Annotated in this window: 14 protein-coding genes; 4 read left to right on the top strand and 10 right to left on the bottom strand. The window is 73.4% G+C overall.

Annotated elements, in window-relative coordinates:
* Positions 1-54 precede the first annotated feature (54 nt).
* From V1634_RS32180 to V1634_RS32140, 9 genes are all read right to left on the bottom strand, one after another.
* Complete coding sequence (locus V1634_RS32180) at positions 55-1,713, bottom strand: class I adenylate-forming enzyme family protein (protein ID WP_331210548.1); 1,659 nt, start codon at positions 1,711-1,713, stop codon at positions 55-57.
* Positions 1,710-7,379 carry a non-ribosomal peptide synthetase/MFS transporter gene (locus tag V1634_RS32175; RefSeq protein ID WP_331210547.1) on the bottom strand — a complete coding sequence of 1,890 codons (5,670 nt, stop codon included), beginning with the start codon at positions 7,377-7,379 and terminating at the stop codon, positions 1,710-1,712. Before V1634_RS32175 ends, V1634_RS32180 begins: the two co-directional genes overlap by 4 nt.
* Positions 7,376-10,462 (bottom strand): condensation domain-containing protein, encoded by a 3,087-nt coding sequence (locus tag V1634_RS32170; protein ID WP_331210546.1) that lies wholly within the window; start codon positions 10,460-10,462, stop codon positions 7,376-7,378. Before V1634_RS32170 ends, V1634_RS32175 begins: the two co-directional genes overlap by 4 nt.
* Positions 10,455-11,255: an HAD family hydrolase gene (locus tag V1634_RS32165; protein ID WP_331210545.1), complete on the bottom strand. Its 801-nt coding sequence runs from the start codon at positions 11,253-11,255 to the stop codon at positions 10,455-10,457. Before V1634_RS32165 ends, V1634_RS32170 begins: the two co-directional genes overlap by 8 nt.
* The gene (locus tag V1634_RS32160; RefSeq protein ID WP_331210544.1) at positions 11,252-12,610 is read right to left on the bottom strand and encodes a glycosyltransferase family 2 protein; all 1,359 of its coding nucleotides are present in this window, start codon (positions 12,608-12,610) and stop codon (positions 11,252-11,254) included. The genes V1634_RS32165 and V1634_RS32160 overlap by 4 nt, the downstream gene beginning before the upstream one ends.
* 1 nt (position 12,611) lies before the next feature.
* Positions 12,612-14,024: a condensation domain-containing protein gene (locus V1634_RS32155; RefSeq protein WP_331210543.1), complete on the bottom strand. Its 1,413-nt coding sequence runs from the start codon at positions 14,022-14,024 to the stop codon at positions 12,612-12,614.
* A 20-nt stretch (positions 14,025-14,044) separates the two neighbouring features.
* Positions 14,045-15,106, bottom strand: coding sequence for a putative sugar O-methyltransferase (locus V1634_RS32150; protein WP_331210542.1), 1,062 nt, complete (start codon positions 15,104-15,106; stop codon positions 14,045-14,047).
* Positions 15,087-15,797: a D-sedoheptulose-7-phosphate isomerase gene (locus V1634_RS32145; RefSeq protein ID WP_331210541.1), complete on the bottom strand. Its 711-nt coding sequence runs from the start codon at positions 15,795-15,797 to the stop codon at positions 15,087-15,089. The genes V1634_RS32150 and V1634_RS32145 overlap by 20 nt, the downstream gene beginning before the upstream one ends.
* A 552-nt stretch (positions 15,798-16,349) precedes the next feature.
* Positions 16,350-17,900, bottom strand: a complete 1,551-nt coding sequence (locus tag V1634_RS32140; protein WP_331210540.1) for a golvesin C-terminal-like domain-containing protein — start codon at positions 17,898-17,900, stop codon at positions 16,350-16,352.
* 148 nt (positions 17,901-18,048) lie between these two features.
* Here V1634_RS32140 and V1634_RS32135 point away from each other — a divergent pair, with 148 nt between their 5' ends.
* Positions 18,049-18,795, top strand: coding sequence for a GNAT family N-acetyltransferase (locus V1634_RS32135; protein WP_331210539.1), 747 nt, complete (start codon positions 18,049-18,051; stop codon positions 18,793-18,795).
* On the opposite strand, the gene V1634_RS35580 is transcribed toward V1634_RS32135, so the two are convergent.
* The gene (locus V1634_RS35580; protein ID WP_407951856.1) at positions 18,677-19,270 is read right to left on the bottom strand and encodes an SRPBCC family protein; all 594 of its coding nucleotides are present in this window, start codon (positions 19,268-19,270) and stop codon (positions 18,677-18,679) included. The two genes, V1634_RS32135 and V1634_RS35580, sit on opposite strands and share 119 nt — an antisense overlap.
* A 416-nt stretch (positions 19,271-19,686) precedes the next feature.
* Between V1634_RS35580 and V1634_RS32125 the strand changes: the two genes are divergently transcribed.
* The 3 genes from V1634_RS32125 to V1634_RS32115 all read left to right on the top strand — a co-directional run bounded on the left by V1634_RS32125 (position 19,687) and on the right by V1634_RS32115 (position 22,316).
* Positions 19,687-20,463 carry a copper resistance CopC family protein gene (locus tag V1634_RS32125; protein WP_331210537.1) on the top strand — a complete coding sequence of 259 codons (777 nt, stop codon included), beginning with the start codon at positions 19,687-19,689 and terminating at the stop codon, positions 20,461-20,463.
* A 158-nt stretch (positions 20,464-20,621) separates the two neighbouring features.
* Positions 20,622-20,996 carry a cupredoxin domain-containing protein gene (locus V1634_RS32120; protein WP_331210536.1) on the top strand — a complete coding sequence of 125 codons (375 nt, stop codon included), beginning with the start codon at positions 20,622-20,624 and terminating at the stop codon, positions 20,994-20,996.
* Between the two features lie 6 nt (positions 20,997-21,002).
* The gene (locus V1634_RS32115) at positions 21,003-22,316 is read left to right on the top strand and encodes a hypothetical protein (protein ID WP_331210535.1); all 1,314 of its coding nucleotides are present in this window, start codon (positions 21,003-21,005) and stop codon (positions 22,314-22,316) included.
* Positions 22,317-22,336 lie beyond the last annotated feature (20 nt).

Below are 22,336 nucleotides of genomic sequence, written 5' to 3'. Positions count from 1 at the left end.
GCGGCTCGGGTGACAGGAGGTTCGGTGCCTGGGTCATGGCCTCGCCGTTCTCTCTCATGCTGCCTCCGGTGGGCGGCTGCTCGGATCCCCCGGAGTCGGGTCGGGCTGGTCGAAGAGGGCCCGCAGGCGGTGCTTGACCACCTTGCCGCCCGCGTTGCGGGGCAGTTCGTCGACGTGGACGATCCGGCTGGGCTGCTCGTGCCCGGCCAGCCGGCTGGCGAGGAACCCGCGTACCTCGGCGAGGCGCAGCGGGCGGGTGGTCACCAGCGCGGCCACCGGGGTGGTCCCGAGTACCGGATCGGGCAGGCCGAAGACGGCGGCCTCGACGATCTCGGGGTGCTCGTGCAGGGCCGCCTCGACCGCGACCGTGGAGACCTTGTCCGCACCGCTCTTGATGACGTCGCTCTCCCGGTCGACGAGGTAGAGGTAGCCGTCGCCGTCGAGATAGCCGATGTCACCCATCCGGGTCCAGCCGTCCCGGAACACCTGCCGGGTGGCCGCCGGATCGTCGTGATAGGACCGGGCGGTACCCGCGCAGCGCAGCCACACCTCGCCGGTCACCCCGGCCGGGCAGGGCCGGCCGTCCTCGTCGCGGACCTGGAGCGCCCCACCGGCGACCACCCTGCCCAGCGCGGCCGGGCGATCGGGCCCGAAGACCACGCTGGTCTGGGTCGGCGCCGCCTCCGTCGAGGTGTAGTAGTTGACGATCGTGGCGCCGGGCAGCGCGGCCGCCAGCCCGGTCGCCACGGCGGGCGGCAGGACGGCGGCGGTCGAGCCGAGCAGCACCACGCTGCTCAGGTCGTACCGCTCCAGCGCGCCCGAGCGGAGCAGTTCGATCGCCATCGCCGGCACCACGAAGACGCTCCCCACCCCGTGCCGCTCGATCAGCCGGGCGAAGTGGTCCGGGCCGAACCGGGCCGTCACCAGCATCCCGGCGTGTGCGTCGAGCGCGTTGAACAGCATGGTCTGGCCGGCGTTGGTGCCGATCGGAAAGGCGTGCAGGAACTGCCGGGAGTGGGCCAGCGCCCGCAGCGGCGGGTCGAGCCGGCAGCCGTGGGTCAGGTTGGCGTGTGTCGCGGTGACCCCCTTGGGTCGACCGGTCGTGCCGGAGGTGTAGAGGATCTGCGCCGGGTCACCGGGCCGCGGTCCGGCCGTCGGCTCCGCCCCGGGCAGCGTCGCCCCGGGCAGCGTCGCCCCGGGCAGCTCCGCCCCGGGCAGCGCCGCCACGTCGTCGGGGCCCCAGCGGAACCGGACCGGCACGTCGGGCAGCTTCGCGGTCGGCCCGTGCAGCAGCGCCGCCGCTCCACTGTGCCCCAGCATGTACGCCAGTTCCGCCGGGGCGCTGCGGGTGGAGAGCGGCACGGCCACCGCGGCGGCGGCGAGCACCCCGGTGTAGGAGCAGGCGTACCCGATCCAGTCCTGGGCGCCGTAGAGCAGCCCGACCCGGTCGCCGGGGCGTACCCCGGCCGCCCGCAGCCCGGCGGCGATCGCCTGGGTCCGGGCCTGCCAGGTGCCCAGGTCGAGGCTGCCCGCGCCCTGGCTGACGGCGACGTGCGACGGTTCGGTGCCGGCCCGGGCGGCGAGCAGTTGCGGCACGGTCAGGGCGACCCGGCCGGTTCCACCCAGCCGGCGGCCGAGGGCCGGCCGCGCCCCGCCGCCGGTAGCGACGCCGCGTCCCGCACCGGCGGCGCCCCCGGCCGAGGTGCCGCTCATCGGGCTGCCACCCGCTCGGCGGCCGGCCGCTGCGCCCCGGACTGCGCCCCGGACTGCGCTCCGGCGGGCTGGGCGGAGGCGGCGCGGCGGCGCAACGCCTCCACCCCGACCTGGTCGTCGGGCTGGGCGTCCGGGACCTCGTCGTCGAAGCGGGCGATCCGGGGCAGCCGCATCGCCACCAGCGCCACCGCCGCGATGGCGACCGCGAGCAGCAGGTAGAGCAGGCCGATGCCCCGGCCGTGCCCGACCCCGATGACCCGGCCGACCGTGCCGGCGAGCAGCCCGTCCGGGGCCATCAGCGGTTCGAGGAGGCGGGAACCGACCGGGCCGACCAGGGTCCAGCCGACCGGCAGGGTCGACCAGGCGATGACGGTGTTGATCGCGAAGACCCGGCCGTGGAACCGCTGTGGGATCTTGACCTGCACGATCGTGGTGTAGACGCCGTTGAGCAGTACCAGCCACATCGAGATGCCGAACGCGCCGACCGCGATCACCCACAGCGTCGGCCGCAGGCCGATGACGAGGCAGAAGCCGGCCAGCACCAGCGTGCAGCAGAGCACGGTGAAGAGCCGGCGATGCCGGGGCCCGCCCCAGATGCTCATCGCCAAGCCGCCGAGGAACGCCCCGACGCCGCCCGCGACCGAGACCTGGGCGACCTGGTCGATGCCGGCGAACGCCAGCACCAGTGGAGTGAGCATCATGAACAGCGGCGACAGGAACACGTTGAGGCTCATGAAGAACAGCAGCAGCGACCGGAAGCCCCGATGTCCCCAGGAGAGCCGCAGCCCCTCGCGGATCTCGGCGGTCAGGCTCTCCCGGCGCCGCCACGCCAGCGTCCGGGGGAACCGCACCAGCAGCACGATGACGATCGCGGCGGCGTAGCTGAGCACGTCGATGACGAGGATGCCGCCGAGGTCGATCACGGCGAGCAACGCCACCGAGAGCAGCGGCATCATGATGGTGGCGACGCCGGTCACCATCTGTACGACGCCGTTGGCGTGCCCGAGGTACTGCTTCGGCACCAGCTGCGCGATGGCCGAGTTGTAGGCGAGGCGCTGGAAGGTGAGCGACACCGACAGCAACGCGATCAGCGGATAGATGTGCCACACCTGGAGCGACCCGGTCCAGAGCAGGAGGCCGAGCAGCAGCTGGGTGCCGCCCGCGCCGACGTCGCCGCAGAGGATCACGGCACGTCTGCTGTACCGGTCGACGACGGCTCCGGCCACCGGCAGCACCAGCAGCCCGGGGACGAGCCCGGCGACGGCGAGCAGCGCGAAGTTCAGCAGCGACCCGGTCTCCTTGAGCACCCAGAGCGGCAGGGCCACGTCGGTGAGGGTCGAACCGAGGATGGAGACGAGCTGGGCGAGCGCGACGACCAGGAAACGCCCCATGCTGGGCTGCGGCCCGGCGGTGGCGACCCGGCCGGCCGACCGGGAGGTGTCGTGCAGCCACCAGGTCGGCGCCGCGCCGCGCGCCGGCCGGGTCAGCGGCCCGGTCCGCTCCGCCAGCACGGCGGGGCCGACGGTGGTGACGATCTCGGCCAGCTCCTCGGCCCGCCACCTGAGGAAGAAGTGTCCGGCCTCGTCGAGTACTACGACCGCGGCGCGGTCGGTCAGGAAGTGCCACTCGGTGAACCGTTCGGCGTAGAACTCGGTCGCCGGGTCCCGCTCGCCCGCCACCGTGACGACAGGCGCGCGGAGCCGTTCGGTGCCGGAGTGCATCAGCCTCGTGAAGTACGCCTCGGCGCTGTCGGAGTCCCGGCGCATGTTCCGGATGATTTGCCGGGCCTGGCCCGGCTCGATGTCGCTCATGTCGACGCCCATCGAGGTCAACCAGTTGGCGTACGCCTTGTCGGAGCGGATCGACTCCATCCGGGTCAGCCGGGACAGTGCGGTCCAGACCCGGCTGCGTGGCCGGGCGAACGGAAAGATCGCTCCGATGTAGACGATTTCGAGTTCCCGCCCGCGCTGCTCCAGACGGCGGGCGATCTCGACGGTGAGCGCGGAGCCGACCCCGCAGTGACCGTAGAGCGCCAGTGGCCCGTCGACCTTGGCCAGGATCTCCTCGGTGCAGCGCTCGGCCAGCTCGTCGAAGGGGAGCGCGGCCTCGTCCAGGCCGATGTCGTGGCCGGGGATGGCGACGGAGAAGAGTCGGTGCCCGGCCGGCAGCGCGTCGGCGAGCGGCTGGTAGACCACGGCGCTGCCGCCGCCGTACGGCACGCAGACCAGGGTGCGTACCCGCTGGGCGGTGGGCACCGGCCGGGTCAGCTCGTGCACCAGGTCCCGGGGACCGCGCTGCTCCGGCGGGGCGGCGACGAGCCGGGCCAGCTCGCGTACGGTGCGGTTGGTGAAGAGGTCCAGCACGGAGACGCCGGCACCGGCGGCCCGGCGCAGCCGCGCGACGACCTGGACGGCGAGCAGCGAGTGCCCGCCGAGATCGAAGAAGTCGTCGTCGAGACCGACCCTCGGCACGTCGAGCACCTCGGCCCAGACCTCGGCGACCAGGATCTCGGTGGCCGTCTCCGGCGCGAGGTACGGTGCGTCGAGGTCGCGTACCCGGGGCGGGGCCGGCAACCGCCGCCGGTCCAGTTTGCCGTTCGGGCTCAGCGGTAGCTCGGGCAGCTCGACGAAGGTCGCCGGCACCATGTAGTCGGGCAGCCGCCGCTTGAGGGCGAGCCGGAGCGCGGCGGTGTCCACCGGGGCGGACCCGACCAGGTACGCCGCCAGCCGCCGGTCTCCCGGGCTGTCCTCGCGGACGACGACGGCGGCGTCGCGTACCCCGGGCTCGTCGCGCAGCGCCACCTCGATCTCGCCCAGCTCGATCCGCAGGCCGCGCAGCTTCACCTGCCCGTCGATCCGGCCGAGGAAGTCGAGCGTCCCGTCCGGCCGCCACCGGGCCAGGTCGCCGGTGCGGTAGCGGCGTTCACCGTCCGGGCCGGTGCGGAATCTCTCGGCGGTCAGTTCGGGGCGGTTGAGATAGCCGTGCGCCAGCCCCACGCCGGCCAGGTGCAGTTCGCCCGGTACGCCGACCGGCACCGGCTCGCCCCGCTCGTCGAGCACGTACACCCGGATGTTGTCGATCGGTGCGCCGATCGGCACCCGGGCCGCGCCGGTCAGCTTCTCGGCGATGCAGTGGTACGCGGTCACGTCGATGGCGGCCTCGGTCGGCCCGTACAGGTTGTGCAGCTCTGCGCCGGGCAGCGCGGCGAGGGTACGCAGCGCCAGGTCCACCGGGAGTTCCTCGCCGCTACAGATGATCCGCCGCAGCGACCGGCACCGTCCGATCCCCTCCTCGGCCAGGAACACCGCCAGCATCGACGGCACGAAGTGCACCGTGCTGACCTGCTCGGCCGCGATCAGGTCGCGCAGGTAGCCGGCGTCCCGGTGCCCGTCCGGCCGGGCCAGCACCAGCCGCGCTCCGGCCAGCAGCGGCCAGAAGAACTCCCAGACGGAGACGTCGAAACCGGCCGGCGTCTTCTGTAGCACGGTCTCCGTTGCGGTGAGTCCGTAGCGGCGCTGCATCCAGTGCAGCCGGTTGACGACGCCGCGATGGCCGTTCGGCACCCCCTTGGGCTGCCCGGTCGAGCCGGAGGTGTAGATCACGTAGGCGGGGTCGTCCGGCCCGGCCAGCGGTTCGGGGGCGGTGCTGGCGGCGCCCGCCCAGCCGGCCGGGTCGTCGAGGGCCAGCACCGGTCGGTCGGTCGGCGGCAACGCGGTCGCAGCCGTCCCGGCGGTGAGTACGGCCACCGGGTCGGCGTCGGCGAGCACGAAGCCGAGCCGTTCGGCCGGGTGGTCCGGATCCAGCGGCAGGTACGCCGCACCCGAGACGAGTACGCCGAGCAGGGCGACGACCAGCTCCGGGCTGCGGTGTGCGCAGACCGCGACGAGCCGTCCCGGCCCGGCGCCGTGTTCGCGGAGCCGGTGGGCGACCTGGTTCGCCCGCTCGGCCAGCTCCCGGTAGCTCAGCGTGGTCCCCTCGAAGGTGACGGCCGGTGCCTCCGGGGTGGCGGCGACGCTGGCCTGGACCAGCTCGTGCAGGGTCGCGTCCGCCGGAAAGTCGGCGGCGGTGTCGTTCCAGCCGACCAGCACCTGTTCCCGGGCCGCCCCGCCGAGGGTGAGCAGGCGGTGCAGCGGCCGGTCCGGGTCGCGGGCGACCTCGTGCACGAGCTCGACGAAGGTGTCGGCGATCCGTTCGACCGTCTCGGCGTCGAACAGGTCGCGGCGGTAGACGAACGCGCCGGAGAGCGTCTCCCCGGCCACCAGGTCCAGCTCCAGGTCGAACCGGGTCGCCACCGCCTCGACGACGAAGGGCGCCACCGCCAGCCGCTCGTCCGCGCCGCCCGGGGAGGGCGAAGAGGCCGGCGGCGGCGCGGCGGGAGTGCGCATCGAGAGCGCGACCTGGAAGATCGGGGAACGGCCGACGTCGCGCGGCAGGTCCAGCTCGGTGACCAGCTCCTCGAACGGCAGCTCCTGGTGGGCGTACCCGTCCAGCACGGTGTCCCGGACCCGGGCGACCAGCTCCGCGAAGGTCGGGTCGCCGGTGGCGTCGACCCGGGTGACCAGCATGTTGACGAACATGCCGATCATCGGCTCCAGCTCGGCGTGGCTGCGCCCGGCCTGCGGTGACCCGACGGCGAAGTCGTGCTGCCGGGCGTACCGGGCCAGCACCGCCGCGTAGGCGGCGAGCACCACCATGAAGAGGGTGGCGCCGTGCTCGAGCGCCAGCCGGCGCAGTGCCGCCGTCGACCCGGCGTCCAGGTGCACGCCGACCGGCGCGCCCCGGAAGGCCGGCTCCGCGGGGCGCGGCCGGTCGGTGGGCAGTTCCAGCGGAGGTACTCCGGCCAGCCGGTCCCGCCAGTAGGCGACGTCGCGGTCCTGGGTACCGTCGGCGAGCCGCTGTCGCTGCCGTTCCCGCTGCCAGAGCGCGTAGTCGCCGTACTGCCGGCGAAGCGGTGGGAGGGGATCGGTCGGGGTGCCCGGCCCGGCGCCACCGGCGGCGGCGAGCAGGGTGAGGACCTCGCCGACGAGCAACTCGGCCGACCAGCCGTCGCAGACGATGTGGTGCACGGTGAGCGCGAGCACGTGGTCGTCGGGGGCGAGGCCGTAGAGGGCGGCCCGCAGCAGCGGACCCCGGGCCAGGTCGAACGGTTCGGCCAGCCGGGCCTGGACGGCGGTACGCACCCACGCCTCCCGGGCCGTCAGCTCGGCACCGGCCGCCTCGACGACCTCGAGCCGGATCGACACCGTGTCGTCGATGTGCAGCACCGGTCGGCCGTCGACGGTGGCGTCGAAGCGCATCCGCAGGCTCTCGTGCCGGGCCGCGACGGTCCGGAGAGCGGCTTCCAGTGCGGTCGCGTCGAGCGTCCCGCGCAGCCGCAGCACCACCGGGACGGTGTACGCGGCCGTACCGGGCGCGTACTGCTCCATGAACCAGAGCCGCTCCTGGGCGAGCGAGAGCGGCACCGTGGTCCCCGGCGGCCGGGCCGGGACGACCTCGGCCGGCGCGGCGGCCGGCCTGAGCCGGGCGGCGAGCAGCGAGCGTTTGGTGGCGGAGAGCTGGCCGGCAACGGCGGTCACGGCGGTGCCCGGCGCGGCGGTCTCCGCCCGGCGCCGGGTCGCGGTGTCGTGCTCCGGTGCGGCCGGGTGCGGCGGGATGCGGCCGGTCATGGTGCCCCCGTCCGGGCGGCGGCGAGTTGCGCCGCCGCCTCGTCCTCGGTGAGCCGGTCGATCTCGGCGACGAGTGCCGCCTCGACCGCGCGGGCGAAGCCGGCGACGGTGGGCTGCTGGAAGAGCAGCCGTACCGGCAGGTCCAGGCTGACGGCCGCCCGCAGCCGGGCGATCACCCGGACGGCGAGCAGCGAGTGCCCGCCGAGGGCGAAGAAGTCGTCGGCCACGCCCATCCGGTCGACCGGGAGCAGCTCGGCGAAGATCCCGGCGACCAGTTCCTCCGCGTCGGTCCGGGGCGCCTCGAATTCGGCCCGGGACTCGTCGGCGATCGAGGGCAGCGGCAGCGCCGCGGTGTCGACCTTGCCGTGCGGGGTCAGCGGCAGCGCGGCCAGCGGCACCACCACGCTCGGCACCAGCGGCGCGGGCAGCCGGTCGGCGGCGTGGGCGCGGACGTCGGCAACGGCGGCGGTGCCGGTCACGTACGCGACCAGCGTCTCGCCGAGGGCGGTGACCACGGCCTGGCCCACCTCGGGATGCCCGGTCAGCACCGCCTCGACCTCACCCGGCTCGACCCGTACCCCGCGGATCTTGAACTGCCGGTCGAGGCGGCCGAGGAATTCGAGTACGGCTTCGTCCCGGCGCCAGCGGGCCCGGTCACCGGTGCGGTAGAGCCGACCGCCGCCGTACGGGTCGGGGCGGAACCGCTCGGCGGTCAGGTCGGGCCGGCCGAGGTAGCCGTCGGCGAGCCCGGCACCGGCCAGGCAGAGTTCGCCGACCGCCCCGCGTGGCACCAGCCGCCCGGCCTCGTCGAGCAGGTACGCCCGGACCCCGCCGATCGGCCGCCCGATCGGTGGCCGGCGAGCGGTGTCGGCGGCCCCGAGGTCGACCGCCGTGGCGATGATCGTCGCCTCGGTCGGCCCGTACGTGTTGGTCAGCCGGATCCGGTCGCCGTGCCGGTCGCGCCAGCGGGCGACCGAGGTCGCGTCCACCTGTTCACCACCGAGGATCACCAGCCGCAGCGCGGCCGGCCAGGCCGGCACGAGGCCCAGCAGCTCCTGCCAGTACGCGGTCGGCAGGTCGAGGACCGTGATCGCCGGGTCGGCGGCGAGCAGTTCCGGCAGCGACTGCGGACCGTCGGGGAGCAGCACCAGGGTGGCACCGGCGGCCAGGGTGGGCCAGATCTCCTCGGCATGGGTGTCGAAGCTCAGTTCGGCGAACTGCACGACCCGGTCGGTGCCGGTCAGTCGGTACGCGTCGACCATCCAGCCGACGCGTGCCGCCAGGGCGGCGCGGCCGACGAGCACCGGTTTCGGGGTACCCGTCGAACCGGAGGTGAAGAGGACGTAGCCGGGGTCGGGCACGCAGGTCGGTGCGGTCGAGCCGGGCCGGAGACCCTCGACGGTGAGTACGGCGGCGACGGCGGCCTGCCCGACCAGCGCGGCGCGGCGCCGGGGCGGCAGTCCCGGGTCGACCGGCAGGTAGCCGGCGCCGGCCCGCCAGGTCGCCAGCAGGGCGACGACCAGATCGGGACCGCGCGGCAGGCTCACCCCGACGAGCTGCCCGGGCCGGACTCCGGCGGCCCGCAGCGCGTCGGCCAGCTCCCCGGCACGTGCCCAGAGTTCCCGGTAGCTGACCTGTTCGGCGCCGCCGACCAGGGCGATCGCCTCGGGTGCGGCGTCGACCGCCCCGGCGATGCGGGCGAGCAGCGGCGGGCCGTCGGCGAGGACCGGCCCGGTGCCGATCCGGGTCAGCTCGGCCCGGGCCGCCTCGTCGACGAGCGGTAGCGCCCGCACCGGGGTGTCCGGGTCGGCGAGGACGGCGCGCAGCACGGCGGTGAACCGGTCGGCGAGGCCGTCGGCGGTGGCCGGTGCGAACAGGTCGGCGCTACAGGTGAGCAGGATGTCCATCCGGACGTCGTCGGACCGGGTGTTGATCGCCGTCGAGCTGACGAAGACGTCCATGGCGACGTCGGTGACGGTGCGCCGCGATCCCTCCCCGAACGCCTCGACGGCCAGCCCCTCGAATCCCTCGAAGCCGGTCGCCGAGACGTCCATCGTGGAGTGCAGGGTGAAGGCGGCCTGGAAGAGTGGGTTGCGGCTCGGGTCGCGCGGCAGGTCGAGGTCGGCGACGAGCTGCTCGAACGGGATCTCCTGGTGGGCGAAGGCGGCCAGGCAGTTCGCCCGGGTCCGCAGCACCAGGTCGCGCAGCGTCACGTCGCCGGAGAGGTCGCCGCGCAGCACCAGCATCCGGGTGAAGTAGCCGAAGACCGACTCCGCCGCCACGTCGTCGCGGCCGGCGACCGGGGTACCGACACAGATGTCCTGCTGACCGCTGGCCTGCGCCAGGGTCAGTTGGTAGACCGTCATCAGCAGCATGAACGGGGTGCAACGCAGTTGCCGCGCCGTGTGCTGTACCGAGGTCCACAGCTCGGCGCCGAACTCGCGGACCACCGACACGCCCGCCGAGGTGCGTACCGCCGGGCGTGGCCGGTCCAGCGGCAGTTCGAGTACCGGCGGCCGGGCCAGCGCCGTCCGCCAGTACCCGAGTGCCGCCTCGTCGACGCCCTGCCGGGAGCGGGCGTGGTCGAGGTAGCGCAGGCCGGGCGCGGCCGGCTCGACGCCCCGGTACGCCTCGGCGACCTGCCGGTAGAGCAGGTTCATCGACCAGCCGTCGCCGACGATGTGGTGCACGGCGGTGCAGAGCACGTGGGTCCGCGCGTCGAGGCGCAGCAGCCCGACCCGGATCAGGTGCCCCTCGGCCAGGTCGAAGGGGCGGCCGATCAGCTCCTCGACGGCCCGCCGGGCCTCGTCCTCGCTGGAGACGTCGGCCCGGTACACCGGCGTCGCCCGTGGCGCCAGCACCTCCTGCGCCGGTACGCCGCCGGACTCGACGAACCGGGTCCGCAGGCTCTCGTGCCGGGCGGTCACGGTGTCGAGGGCGCCGAGCAGCCGTTCGACGTCGAGGTCGCCCCGGAGCAGCACGGTGGTGGAGATGGTGTACGCGGCGTCGCCCGGGTCGAGCCGGTCGAGGAACCAGAGGCGCCGCTGTGCCGGGGTCAGCGGGCCGCGGTCGTGTTCAGCCATGGCGTGCCCGCCCTCCGTGGGACGGCTCCGGGACGCCGGGTCCCAGCAGCCGGTCGAGCAGTCGCGGCAGCTCCGGGTGCCGCCAGTCCGGGAAGACGGCTGTCGCTCCGGCCGCGCCGACCGACGCCAGGTAACCCCGGTCCGGCACGGTCGGCATCGCCACCACCGGACTGCCGGCCGACCGGGCGGCGGTGATGCCGGTGACCGAGTCCTCGAAGACCAGTTGGCCCGCCGGGGGGACGCCGAGCCGTCGCGCGGTTTCCCGGTAGACGTGCGGCGCCGGCTTCAGCTCCGCTACGTCCCGTGCCGTCACCACCCGGTCGGCGCCGAAGAGCGGGAGCAGCCCCGCCCGGCGCAGGATGCCGAGCGCGGTCCCGCGTTCGGTGACGGTGCCGACGGCCATCGGGACACCCCGGTCGGCCAGCCGGTGCAGGATCTCGGCCGCACCGGTACGCGGCACGATCTCGTCGACGGCACCGACCAGCGAGGCGAAGCACCGGCGTTTCGCGGTGAGCACCTCGGCCGGCGAGACCCCGGTGCCGGCCAGCGCCGCGACCTCCGCCGCCAGCCGTGCGTCGGGGCCGCCGACGAAGTGCGGGAGCCGGCGCAGCGCCTCGTCCCACCTGAGCGCGACCCCGACCTCCCGGGCGGCCCGCAGCAGGGCGTCGTGGTGAAACCGTTCCAGGTCCACCAGGGTCCCGTCGAGGTCGAAGGCGACGGCGGACGGGCGAGCGGGGTGCTGCTGCGGGCCTACCAGCTGAGGCTGACCCGCTACCGGCCGGTTGCCGGTCACCGCCGTCCACCGCCTGGCGCGGATCCGAGGTCGGGTGGTGCCACCGTCGCCGACCCGGGGCGGGTCAGGCTGACGACGGCCATCTCGTCGTCCTCGTGGGAGATGACGGCGGAGTATCGGGGAGTGAGCATCGCGAGGAGGTAGTCCAGGTCGTCGATCATCCCGATCCCGTCGGCCGGATCGCGGCGGAGCCCCTTCGACAGCACCAGCAGCGCCACCTCGGCGATGCGGAGGCTGTCCAGGATCAGCGCGGAGAGGTCGATCGGGGTGAGCATGCGCCACAGGTCGAGGTGCACGGCGTAGTCGAAGGAGCCGTCCGGGTACGGCGTCCGGACGCCGAACAGGTGCGGATTGTCCGGCCCGTACGCGACGGCGTGGTCGATGCTCGTGCCACGGCCCGCCGACGCCGCCGTGCCGACGTCGTACCCGATCCAGAGACTGCTCGCCGCGTCCGGCAGGCCGACGGCCTTGCGTACGGCGTCGCCGGTGACCCGGGCCGGGTGGTCGCGGACGAACTCCCGGCACTCCTCGTAGAACGGCAGCGTCCGGGCGACCCGGCGGTGGTTGTCCGACGGGTGGGTGAAGAACTCGACGTCGTAGTGCCGGAACTTGTCGACGAGGTACGGCAGGACAGGCTTGGTGTTCTCCCACTCCGTCGCCCAGTCCCGGAAGTGCGGGGTGTGGTAGCAGACGGCGCCCGGGTCGTAGCGGAAGCGGCTGCTGTCCCGACCGAAGTGCCGGTAGATCCGGTAGGTGAAGTCGGTGTCCTCGTATCCCCACCGGACGAACGCCTCGTCGAAGCCACCGACCTGGAGGTAGAGCTCGCGGGGGAGCGAGAGGTTGTGCGTGAAGCCGAACATCCAGCCGGTACGCCGGTAGACGTCGAAGCCGCCGTCGGCCCGTCCCGGCAGGTCGCGGTGGTCGCCCTCCATCGGCAGCAGGTCGGCCTCGTCGGGTATCGCCTGCCGCAACCGGGTGAACGTTCCCCAGCTCGGCTCGATCCGCCGGCCGTAGACGACCTCGGCGTCCGGCCCGCCGGCCCGGCGCAGGTGCCGTTGCACGAGGTCCGGGGCGGCGTAGGAGTCCGCGTCCATCAGGAGCAGCAGGTCGGCCCGGGACCGGGCGACCCCGGAGTTCCGGGCCGCCGACCGCCCCCGGTTGGTGTCGTGCCGGACGTACCGCAGTCGCAGGTCGGCCTCGTGCCGACGGACCACCGCACGGACGTCCTGGGCCGAGGCGTCGTCGACGACGATCACCTCGAACCCGTCCCGGTCGGCGGTCTGCCGGACGAGGGACCCGAGGGTCAGGTCCAGGCAGGTGACCTGGTTGTAGGTCGGCATGATCACGGAGAGCACGTCAGGCCCCCCGGTCCGCGTGCAGGGCCGGCGTGGCGATCCCGACGAGGTCGGCCACCCGGTCGAGGTCGAGGTCCCCGACGTCGAGCAGCTCGATCAGGACGAGTTCCAGCCCGGCGAGCAGCTTGCCGGCGTCGGCGGCCGGCAGGTGGCGGCTGTCGGAGAAGAGTTCGAGGACCGCGCGGGAGCGCAGCGACTTGACGTGCACGTACAACGTCAGCCGCTCGCTGTCCCGGCCCGCCAGCTCGGTGACCCGGGTGGCGGCGGTCAGCTCGCGCAGCTCGGCGACGCCGAGGGGTGCCGGAGGCGGCCCCGCGACGCCGGGTTCGGGTACCACGTTGACGGTGCTCGCCAGGTCGATGTCGACACCCCGCCGGGTCTGCACCTCCGCCAGCAACCGCGCGACGTCCCGGGGGTCGCTCTGGCCCCGCAGGTACGCCAGCGTCGACGCCCGGTGCGCGTTGCGGATGGTGCCGGCCAGCGACCCGCCGTCCAACCGGATCAGCGCCGGTGCTCCCTGGTAGAAGGTTCCCACCGAGGCGGCGTCGCCGGGGGTGAACCGGTTGCCTCCGGCGAGGAAGAGCGGGACCTCCCGGGTAGCGGTCCGGACGCCGATGACCGTCGCCAGCGCGCCGAGCAGGACGGCGGCCGGCCCGACCCGGTGTCGTACCGAGACGGCCTGTACGGCCGCCGCCAGCGCCACCGAGTGCAGGCCGACGCCGGGGAAGAGCGGGGTCCCGCCCGGCCCCGGCGGGGTGGGGAAGGCGGTCGACGGCATGGTCTCCAGCATCCGGCGCCAGTACGCCAGTGCGAGGTCGTTGGCCCGGCGACCCGGCGCCGACGCCTCGTAACCGGCCCGGGCCAGCGGCTGCCAACCTGCGGCCGGCTCGGCGTGGTCGTCCCGGAGCAGTTCGAGGAACTCCCGGCGGAGCACGAAGCAGCCCCAGGAGTCGGCGGCGAGATGGGAGAGGACGAAGACGACCTGCCGGGGGCGGCCACCGGCCACGACGAGGCTCACCCGCAGCGGCCACTGGGCGTCGTGCCGGAACGGCTCCCGCCAGAGCCGTTCCTCGTCCTGGTCGGCGACCCGGCGTACCCGGCCGGGCTCGGTTTCGCAGATCTCCACCGGCAGGTCGCCCGCCCGGTCGCAGTGCTGCCGGGGCTCGCCGTCCGGGCCGACGGTGAACCGGGTCCGCAGCGCCTGGTGGCGGCGGACGAGGGTGTGCAGCGCGGCCAGCACCCGCTCCCGGGTGGCGTCGCCCGGCAGGTGCACCCGGAACCGGATGTTGAGGTAGTGGTTGGCCGGGGCCAGCGACTCCAGGATGTCCCAGACGAAGCGCTGCCCCCAGGTCAGCTCGGCGCTGCCCCCGTCCAGCCCGGTGAACTCCAGCGTCGACCGCTCGCGTCGCGGCACGTCGGGTATCCCGCCGCCGGTCATGACGCCTCGGCGGCCGGGTCGGTGCCGGCACGGCGGTAGAGCAGGAACCAGTCACCGGCGCCGACGAGGTCCCGTACGTCGGGGTCGGCGATGGTGGGTTCGCGGGCCGCCAGGACGTAGCCGTGGCGCTCGAGCACCGGGGCGAAGTCCCGCCGGAGGTAGTCGTCCTCCAGGCTGAGCAGCCGGTCGCCCTCGTTCGGCACGATCAGCAGCGCGGGTACGCCGCACCGGGCCAGCAGGGCGATCCAGGACTCGATAACCGCGATCGGCATCTCCGAGAAGCTGTGCACGTTGACGGCCAGGTCGGGCCGCTCGGCCGCCAGCCGCTCCGCCATCTCGTCGAGCCGCAGGACCACCGCCTTCTGCTCGACCCCGCGGTGTCGCAGGTAGTGCTCGCTGAGGAAGGTCGACTCCGGGATCGCGTCGACGCAGAGGTAGCGCTTCAGGCCGGGAACGCTCTCCACCATCCGGTGGGCGAGGCGGCCGTAGCCGGCGCCGATGTCGACCACGGTGAAGTCGGTCCGGGAGAGCAGCCCCCAGTGCCGGTCCAGGAAGTAGATCTCGTTGATCGAGTCGAGCAGGTCCCGGCTGGCCGTCGGCAGGCTCTCGAAGTCGAACGTCCAGCAGCCGAACGCGCCGTCCTCGCTGGTCCGGTCGAGCAGCTTGTGGGTGTCGAGCGAGCTGACGTAGCGCGCGAAGAGGAAGAACTTCAGCCGGGCGTTGTCGCCGAGCTGGCGTAGCTGCCAGACGTAGGCGTTGTCGCCACGGAAGTATTTCAGGTCGAGGTCGCGCAGCCGCCGGCTCCGCCGCCAGAACCGGCCGGGTCGGAACGGCGAGGCCAGCTCCCGGTAGCGCCGCCGGAGCTGCACCAGGTCCGGGTTCCGGTCGTGCAGCAGCGCGGCCAGTTCGGCGGGGAGCGGCCGGGAGTCGTCGTACCGCCCGTGGCCGGCGTGGATCCGATAGCTGGAGAGTTCGGTGGAGGTTCGGGTCAGGGTCAGCCCGAAGAGGCCGACGAGGTAGCGAATGGTGAGGAAGAGCCTAGAACTGAAGTGGTTCACCGAACTCGCCAACCTTCTCGCGTTGCGCCCCGGCACCGGCCGGCTCGTCGTCGGCCGCAGCCGTGCTGAATCGGCAGGCGTCGCCGCCGCGCAGCACGCGTACCGCCATGTGCCCGAGGGCGACGTGCAGGTCCTCGGTCAGGCCGTAGTCCGCCTGCCCGAAGACGACGAGCCGGTCCGCGAGCCGCGCCACCTCGCCGGCGTTGCCGAGCGCCGCCAGCACGGTCATCCCGAGGTCACGGCCGACCCGGGCCGCCCGGACCAGGTTGGTCGAGTGACCGCTGACGCTCAGCAGCAGCAGCGCGTCGCGCGGCCTGCCCCAGCCGGTCAGTTGCCGGGAGAAGATCTCGTCGTAGGAGTGGTCGTTGGCGATCGCGGTGATCCGGGCGATGTTCTCGGTCAGCGCCACGACCTGGGAGGCACCGCCGAGCGTGCCCGCCGCCGCCATCAGGTCGCTGGCGATGTGGATCGCCGCCGTGCTGCTGCCGCCGTTGCCGGCCACGAAGACCCGGCGGCCCGAGTGCAGGGTGAGGACCAGTGACTCCAGCAGGTCGGTCACCGAGCCGGTCTCGAGCTGGGCCAGAGCCAGGGTCAGGTCGTCGACGTACTGCTTGACCACCGTTTCGGCGCCGGTGGGTGCGGGGACCGGCCCGGCTGCCGGATCGAGCTGCTCGCCCGGGTGGACGGTCATCGGTATTCGGCGGACGGGGGGCGCCCGAATTGAGCCGGCGCACCATATTCGGTATGGCTTTCGAAAAACCGCCGGAGACCCCGTTTCGGGGTGTGCGGCACAATTATGGTCGCCGATAGTCCGACCAACGCAGGCTCCTCCTCGACACGTTGTGCGAGGACGGTGACAGACCGCAGCGCTGCGCCAGGTCGCCGTTCCCCCGTGACCCGTGTGGAAGATAACAATCATCGATGAGTACGGCAACCCCGCGATTGTGCCTGCCCGGGCCGGCCTGGGCATCTTTCATCGTGCTACCAGCGGGCCGGCGACGGCGGATTATCGAGATTGGACGATTCCAGCCCGCTCGGTCCCGAAATGGACCGGTGCCCACCGTGCGGTGCCGGAATGCGCCGCAAGTTTGGGCACGGCACCGCCACCGGACCGATCCGGATTCGCCGCCTGCGGCACATTGCTGAATGGCCGTCAGGATCCTTCCGCCCGATGGTCCGGGCGGTTACGACGTGGTGGGATTTTCGATAGGAGGACAGAACCGGTGGCACCGGGCACCGGCGTTCACACCCGGGTGATCCGGACTGCGTCGGCGACCACGTAGCCGGTGCCCGAGGTCCACCGGCTCACCCCCACCCTGTTCGCGTCCCCCGCCGGCAGCGTGAACACCCCGAGCGACACCCACCGGCCCCCGTTCACCCGCTGGTTCACCCGTACGGTCTGGTTGCCGCCGGTGGTGGCCACGATGAACGGCGTCGAGTCGTTGTACCCGGGGTCGGCCGGATACCAGACCGCCACCGCGTAGCTGGCGGTCTCCGGGACGTTCACCCGGTACCAGGCGACGTCGCTGGACAGGACCGGGTCGGCGAACCGGTAGTCGGCCCCGAACCTGGAGCTGGAGTAGCTCGAGGTACCCCAGTTCGCACTCGCGGTGAACCGGCCGGCCGTGCCGTTGTCGACCGTGCTGCTCCACGCCTGTGCGGTCGAGACGAAGCCGAGCCCGTTCGGCACCGGTCGTTGCGCGCCGTCCGACGGGGTGTTGCGGACCGATACCGAGGACGCTCCCGGCATCCGGGCGACCATGGTGCTGGAGCCTCCGCCGTCCAGGTTGATCGCGTCGTCGGCGCCGAGCGACTTCATGTAGTTGGCGAGTTCGACGTAGGTCATCCCGACGCTCGCGCTGGTCCGCCCGTCGACGACGACCATCCACATGGTGAGGCCGTCGGCCGAGAAACCGACAGCGGTACGGGGATTCCGCGGGTGCGCCACGGTGGTGGCCACCCCGTCCCTGACCAGTACGAGGTTGCCGCCGATCGCGACCTGCGCGGCTCCGGCCGCACCACGCGGCGAGTAGTTGACGGTGACCGGGTCGCCGACCGCGATCGCGGCCAGGGCGTCGGCACCGGCGTTCACGCCGAGCAGTACGACGGAGTTCGCCGGTACCTTGCCGCCGGCGGTGGTGCTGACCCGGCTGACCCGGCCACCGGTTATCTCGACCTCCCGGCTACGGGTGGCGCCGTCGAGCGCCTGACTGCGTGGCTCGTCGCCCCAGAGCGCGTTGTAGACGCCGATGCCGTCGGCCGCGATGTTCGGCGAGTTGAGGTTGGTGGCGGTGAGCTGGCCGCCGCCGGGGAGGGTGATCCTCGCGTCGAGGAAGATCTGGGCCAGGCCGCCCCGGGTGCCGGTGCCGTCGGCGTAGAGCGCGGCCACGTTGTTCCAGCCGGCGGCGGGGGCGTGCAGCAGCGTGCCGTCGTCCAGCCCCACCCCCCGGGGTGCCCCGGTGGCGCCGATGTCGAAGAAGTCTCCGTTCACGGCGGCGACCGCACCGACGCGGTTCGCCTGGGTGGTCAGGGTGGCGGTGGCGCCGACGGTTCCGGGGCTGAGGTATTTCGGCTTCAGGGTGGGCTCGGACAGGTTCGCGGTGAGCACGTTGATCTGGTTCGGACCGCTGGTCGAGGCGGTGCTCAGGGAGAGGCCGGGGGCCAGCGCGGTGCTGGCGAGCGTACCGATGCCGGGGCCGGCGGTGACCGCGACCGCCGGGACGGGGGTCGCGGCACCGACGCCGACGAAGGCGACCAGTGCGGCGAGCGGGACGGCGAGGGCTGATCGTCGCATGGCGTCTCCCGTGCGGGCAGGGGTGAGACCGGAGACCGGTGGGACCGGACCGGGACGGCGCGAAACTTATTGTCATATCCGGATGTCTGAATGGCAAGAAGCGCCGACCGACCGGGCGGGCGGGCGAGGCGTTGCTAGGCTGCTGCGGATGATCGGACCGGACGCCTACGTGGAGAATGCCGCCGCGATGTGGGGTGCGGTCGCCCTCGACACACGCCGGGACCAGGACTGCTTCCGCGCGGACCTGCCCCGGGCGACCCGCCTGATCTTGCGCGCGCCGATGTCGACCGAGGGCGTGTCGCGCCTGCTCGGCTCCGCGCCGCTAGCCAAGAACGCGGTACTGGAGGACATCTTCGGTGGCGGTGACGCCGAGCCGGTCGACCCGGCGGTGCGGATCCTGCGCATGCCGGTGATGGTGCGTCCGGCGGGGACGGTGGCGACGGCGGGGACCGCCTCCGACGGGGACGTCCGCATCGTGCGCGTCTCCGATCCGGAGGAACTGGCCGTGGCGGAGCGGATCATGGTGGAGGGGTTCCCGCTGCCGGCGTTCCTGCCGTGGCGCAGCGGCGAGGCGCTTCCCGCCGGTGTGCTGGCGGTGCCCGGCTGGAGTGTCCGGCTGGCGTACCGGCGGGGCGAGCCCGCCGCCGCCACCTACACCTACGACGACGGCCGGGTGGTGGGCCTGTACTGGCTCGTCACGTCACCCGCGCACCGCTCGGCCGGACTGGGGCGGACGCTGTTGACCCAGGCCATCGAGGCGCACCCGGACCGGCCGTTCACCCTGGTGGCCACGGAGGCCGGGCGGCCGCTGTACGAGTCGCTCGGGTTCCGTACGGTGGCGACGACCGGTTGGTACCTGCGGTCGCCCGTGCCGGTGCCTGACGCGCACCGGTGACCACGGGCGGGTCAGCCTCGGGATCTCCGGTCGAATTTGCCCGGCACCGCGTGCTCGGTGTCGGTGACGAGCCCCGTCTCCAGCACCTGCTTGAGCCGGCGGAGGTTCGCGGCCAGTTCCTCGGCGGGCGGCTTGCCGGCAGGGTCAGCACGGTGTGGCCCAGATCGCCCAACGGCATGGTCAGCACCTCGCGTACCGCCGTACCGCCCTGGTCGGGTGCGGGCGTGAAGTGCACCGTCCAGTGTGTCCGCAGCCAGGGTGGGGCGGTGGTCTCGTAGCGGATCAACGCGTCGGTGCGTACCTCGGTCAGCCTCACCGTCGACCGCAGGCGGATGCCGAGCGGGCCCTGGATCGTCCACCGGTACCCCGCCCGACCGACCCGTTCCACGGAGATCACGTCACCCAGGAAGCGGGCCCGGTTCTCGAGGTCGCGGTAGAAGGCGAAGACCTCCGGGACCGGCCGCCGGATGGTCACGGTCGCCTCGACCGACCTGGCGCGGAGGCGAGGTAGGAAGTGTGGCACTGCTGTCTCCGGCGGGGTGTCTGGGCAGAGGTTTTCCGCTGCGACCCGGCTCCGGCTCTGATCCGGCTCTGATCCGGCTCGGCTTCGCGGCGGCTTCGGCTCGGCTTCGGGCCGTGGACGAGGCGGGCCGGTCACGGCGAACCCGTCGCGGTTGCCCCGCCTCCCGCCGGATAAACCTGGTGTGCCGGGCGAGCCGGGTGCCGAGTCGATCCCTTCCGGGCGCGGGCAGGACTCGGCGGCACAGCATGGCCCGTGCGCCGGTAACCGATGGTCGAGCCGAAGTTTCGTCCAGACATCCGAAAGTCTGTTCAGATCAAACGAAAGCGGTTAACCTCGCGGCAGGTTTCTACCGAGAGCCGAGGTACGCGATGGGTCGTGCGGCGCCGCGTCTGCTCGCTGCCGTTCTGCTCGGCCTGCTCACCGTCCCGCTGGGAGCCGTGGATCCCCGTCCGGCGTACGCCCACGGCCAGCTCGCCGTCTCCACTCCGGCCGACGGGGCCACCCTGACCGCACCCGTCGAGTCGGTGTCGCTGGCCTTCACCGAACAACCCGCGCCGTTCGCGTACTTCACCGTCACGGCGCCGAACGGCAGCCGGGTCGACCGGCGCTGGTCGACCGGCACCCCGATCCGGCTCGACGAGCCGGTACGCGAGTACCAGTTGGTCAACGGTGCGTGGGAGCCGCGACTGTTCCACGTCGGGTTCACCGTGCAGGTGCCGGTGGCGTACTGGCCGGAGCAGGGCCGGTACGTGGTGCGTTACCAGACGGTCGCCTCCGACGGCGAGGAGGTCGACGGCGAGGTCAGGTTCAGCTACACCGGCGCCAGTACGCCGGCCCCGGCGGGTTGGCAGGCCCCGACCGACCAGCCCAGCCCGGAACTGGCCGCGGCAGCCGGGCACGGCCGACCCACCGCCCCGGCCTCGGCACCCCCGTCGGCACCGCCGTCGGCGCCGGCCGCGCCCACGGCGGCGGAGCGCGGACCGGGCGTGTCGGTCTGGCTGGTGCCCGCCGTGCTGGTGATCGGGGCCGCCGTCCTGGTCGCCGGGGTCGCCCGCCGCCCGGCCCGCCCGGCCCGCCCGGCCCACTCGGCAGGCAGCCGCCGGGCCGGTCCCACCCCGACCCCGAATCGCCGCAGGAGCCGCTAGGCGCCCGTCCACGGCACCACCCACCTCGCGAGCCGTCCCGTCCCGCCGATCCGTCGCCCGTCCCGCTCATCCGGCACCGCGTACCGCCGCCAGCGTCACCACCGTCCCCACGAATCGCGCGTCCCCCGAACCGCCACCGACCGTCCTGGAGACCCCCCATGCCGCCCCACCCCCGGCGACACCGGTCGACGCATGCCGCCGTCGCGCTGCTCGCCCTGCTCCTGATCGGACCGACCGCGTGCGGCGACGGCGAGCCGGCCGCCACCGACACGGTCGAGACCGTCACGGTCACCGTCGCCGGGGGCACCGTCTCACCCGCCCCGGGCCGGGTCGAGGTGGCCCGGGGCCAGACCGTCCGGATCACCACCACCAGCGACGTCGCGGACATGGTGCACGTGCACGGGTACGACAGGTCGGTGACCCTGCAACCCGGGGTCGCCGGCACGGTCGAGTTCGTGGCCGACCGCGACGGGCTCTTCGAGGTGGAGACCCACGGCCAGGACCTGCAACTGTTCCAGCTCGTCGTCAGGTAGCCGGCCGTGTGGCTCGCACACGGCGTCGGCGGGCGCCAGGACCTGCCCATCCCGTTCGGACTCGCCCTGACCGGCGCGCTGGTCGCCCTGCTGGTCTCGTTCGTGGCACTGGGCGCGCTCTGGCGGGAGCCCCGGCTGGGCAACGACGCCGGGCCGTCACGACCGCTGCCCGGACCGGTCCAGCGGGTACTGACCACCCGGGCCTGGTCGTGGCTGTGCCGGCTGGCCGGGTTGGTCGTCGCGGCGTACCTCGGGCTGGGTCTCGCCGGCCCGGACACGGCCGACAACCCGACCGCCGGAGTCGTGTACGTCCTGTTCTGGGTCGGCCTGCTGCCGCTGTCGCTGCTGTTCGGACCGGTCTGGCGGAGCCTGAACCCGCTGCGGACCCTGCACCTGCTGGCCTGCCTGGCGCTGCGCCGGGACCCGGTACGCGGGCTGCGTGATCTCCCGTCCGAATTCGGCTACTGGCCGGCGGCGGCCGGGCTGTTCGCCTTCGTCTGGCTGGAGCTGGTGGCGCCGCACCGGGTGAGCCTGCCGGTCATCGGCGGCTGGCTCGGCGGGTACGCCGTCGCCATGCTCGCCGGGTCGGTCGTCTACGGTTCCCGGTGGTTCGACCGGGGCGACGCGTTCGAGGTCTACAGTGCCCTCGTCGGGCGGCTGGCGGTGCTGGCCCGGCGCCGCGACGGTACGCTGGTCTGGCGGCACCCGTTCGACGGGATCGCCGGGCTGCGACCGGCTCCCGGCCTGGTGGCCTTCGTGGTGGTACTGCTCGGTTCCACCATGTACGACAGCCTCTCCAACGCCCCGTTCTGGGTCCGGCTCTCCCAGTCGGGCGTGGCGCCGCCCCCGCTGGTCGGTACGGCCGGGCTCGCCGTGGTGGTCGCGCTGGTTCTCGCCGCCTACCTGGCGGCGACCGGGTTGGCCGCCCGGCTCGGCGGCCGGTCGGTGCGGGACTGCGCCGGGGAGCTGGCCCATTCGGTCGTGCCGATCGCCGTCGGTTACCTGGTCGCCCACTACTTCACGCTGTTCGTGCTGGAGGGGCAGCGCACCCTGGCCCTGCTCTCCGATCCACTCGGGATCGGAGCGGACTGGCTGGGCACCGGGTCGTGGCCGGTACGGGGGTTCGGCACCTCGCCGGCCGGTACGGCGACCCTCCAGGTGACTGTGATCGTCCTCGGTCACGTCTTCGGCACGGTGCTCGCGCACGACCGGGCGTTACGGCTCTTCGACCGGCGAACGGCGGTCGCCGGTCAACTGCCGCTGCTGGTGCTGATGGTGGGTTACACGACGGCCGGGCTGCTGCTCCTCTTCGCCGCCTGAGCAAGGCTGTGCCGGCACGT

The organism is Plantactinospora veratri (assembly GCF_036421995.1).
Lineage (GTDB): Bacteria > Actinomycetota > Actinomycetes > Mycobacteriales > Micromonosporaceae > Plantactinospora > Plantactinospora veratri.
This window is presented reverse-complemented; position numbering and strand designations above follow the sequence as displayed.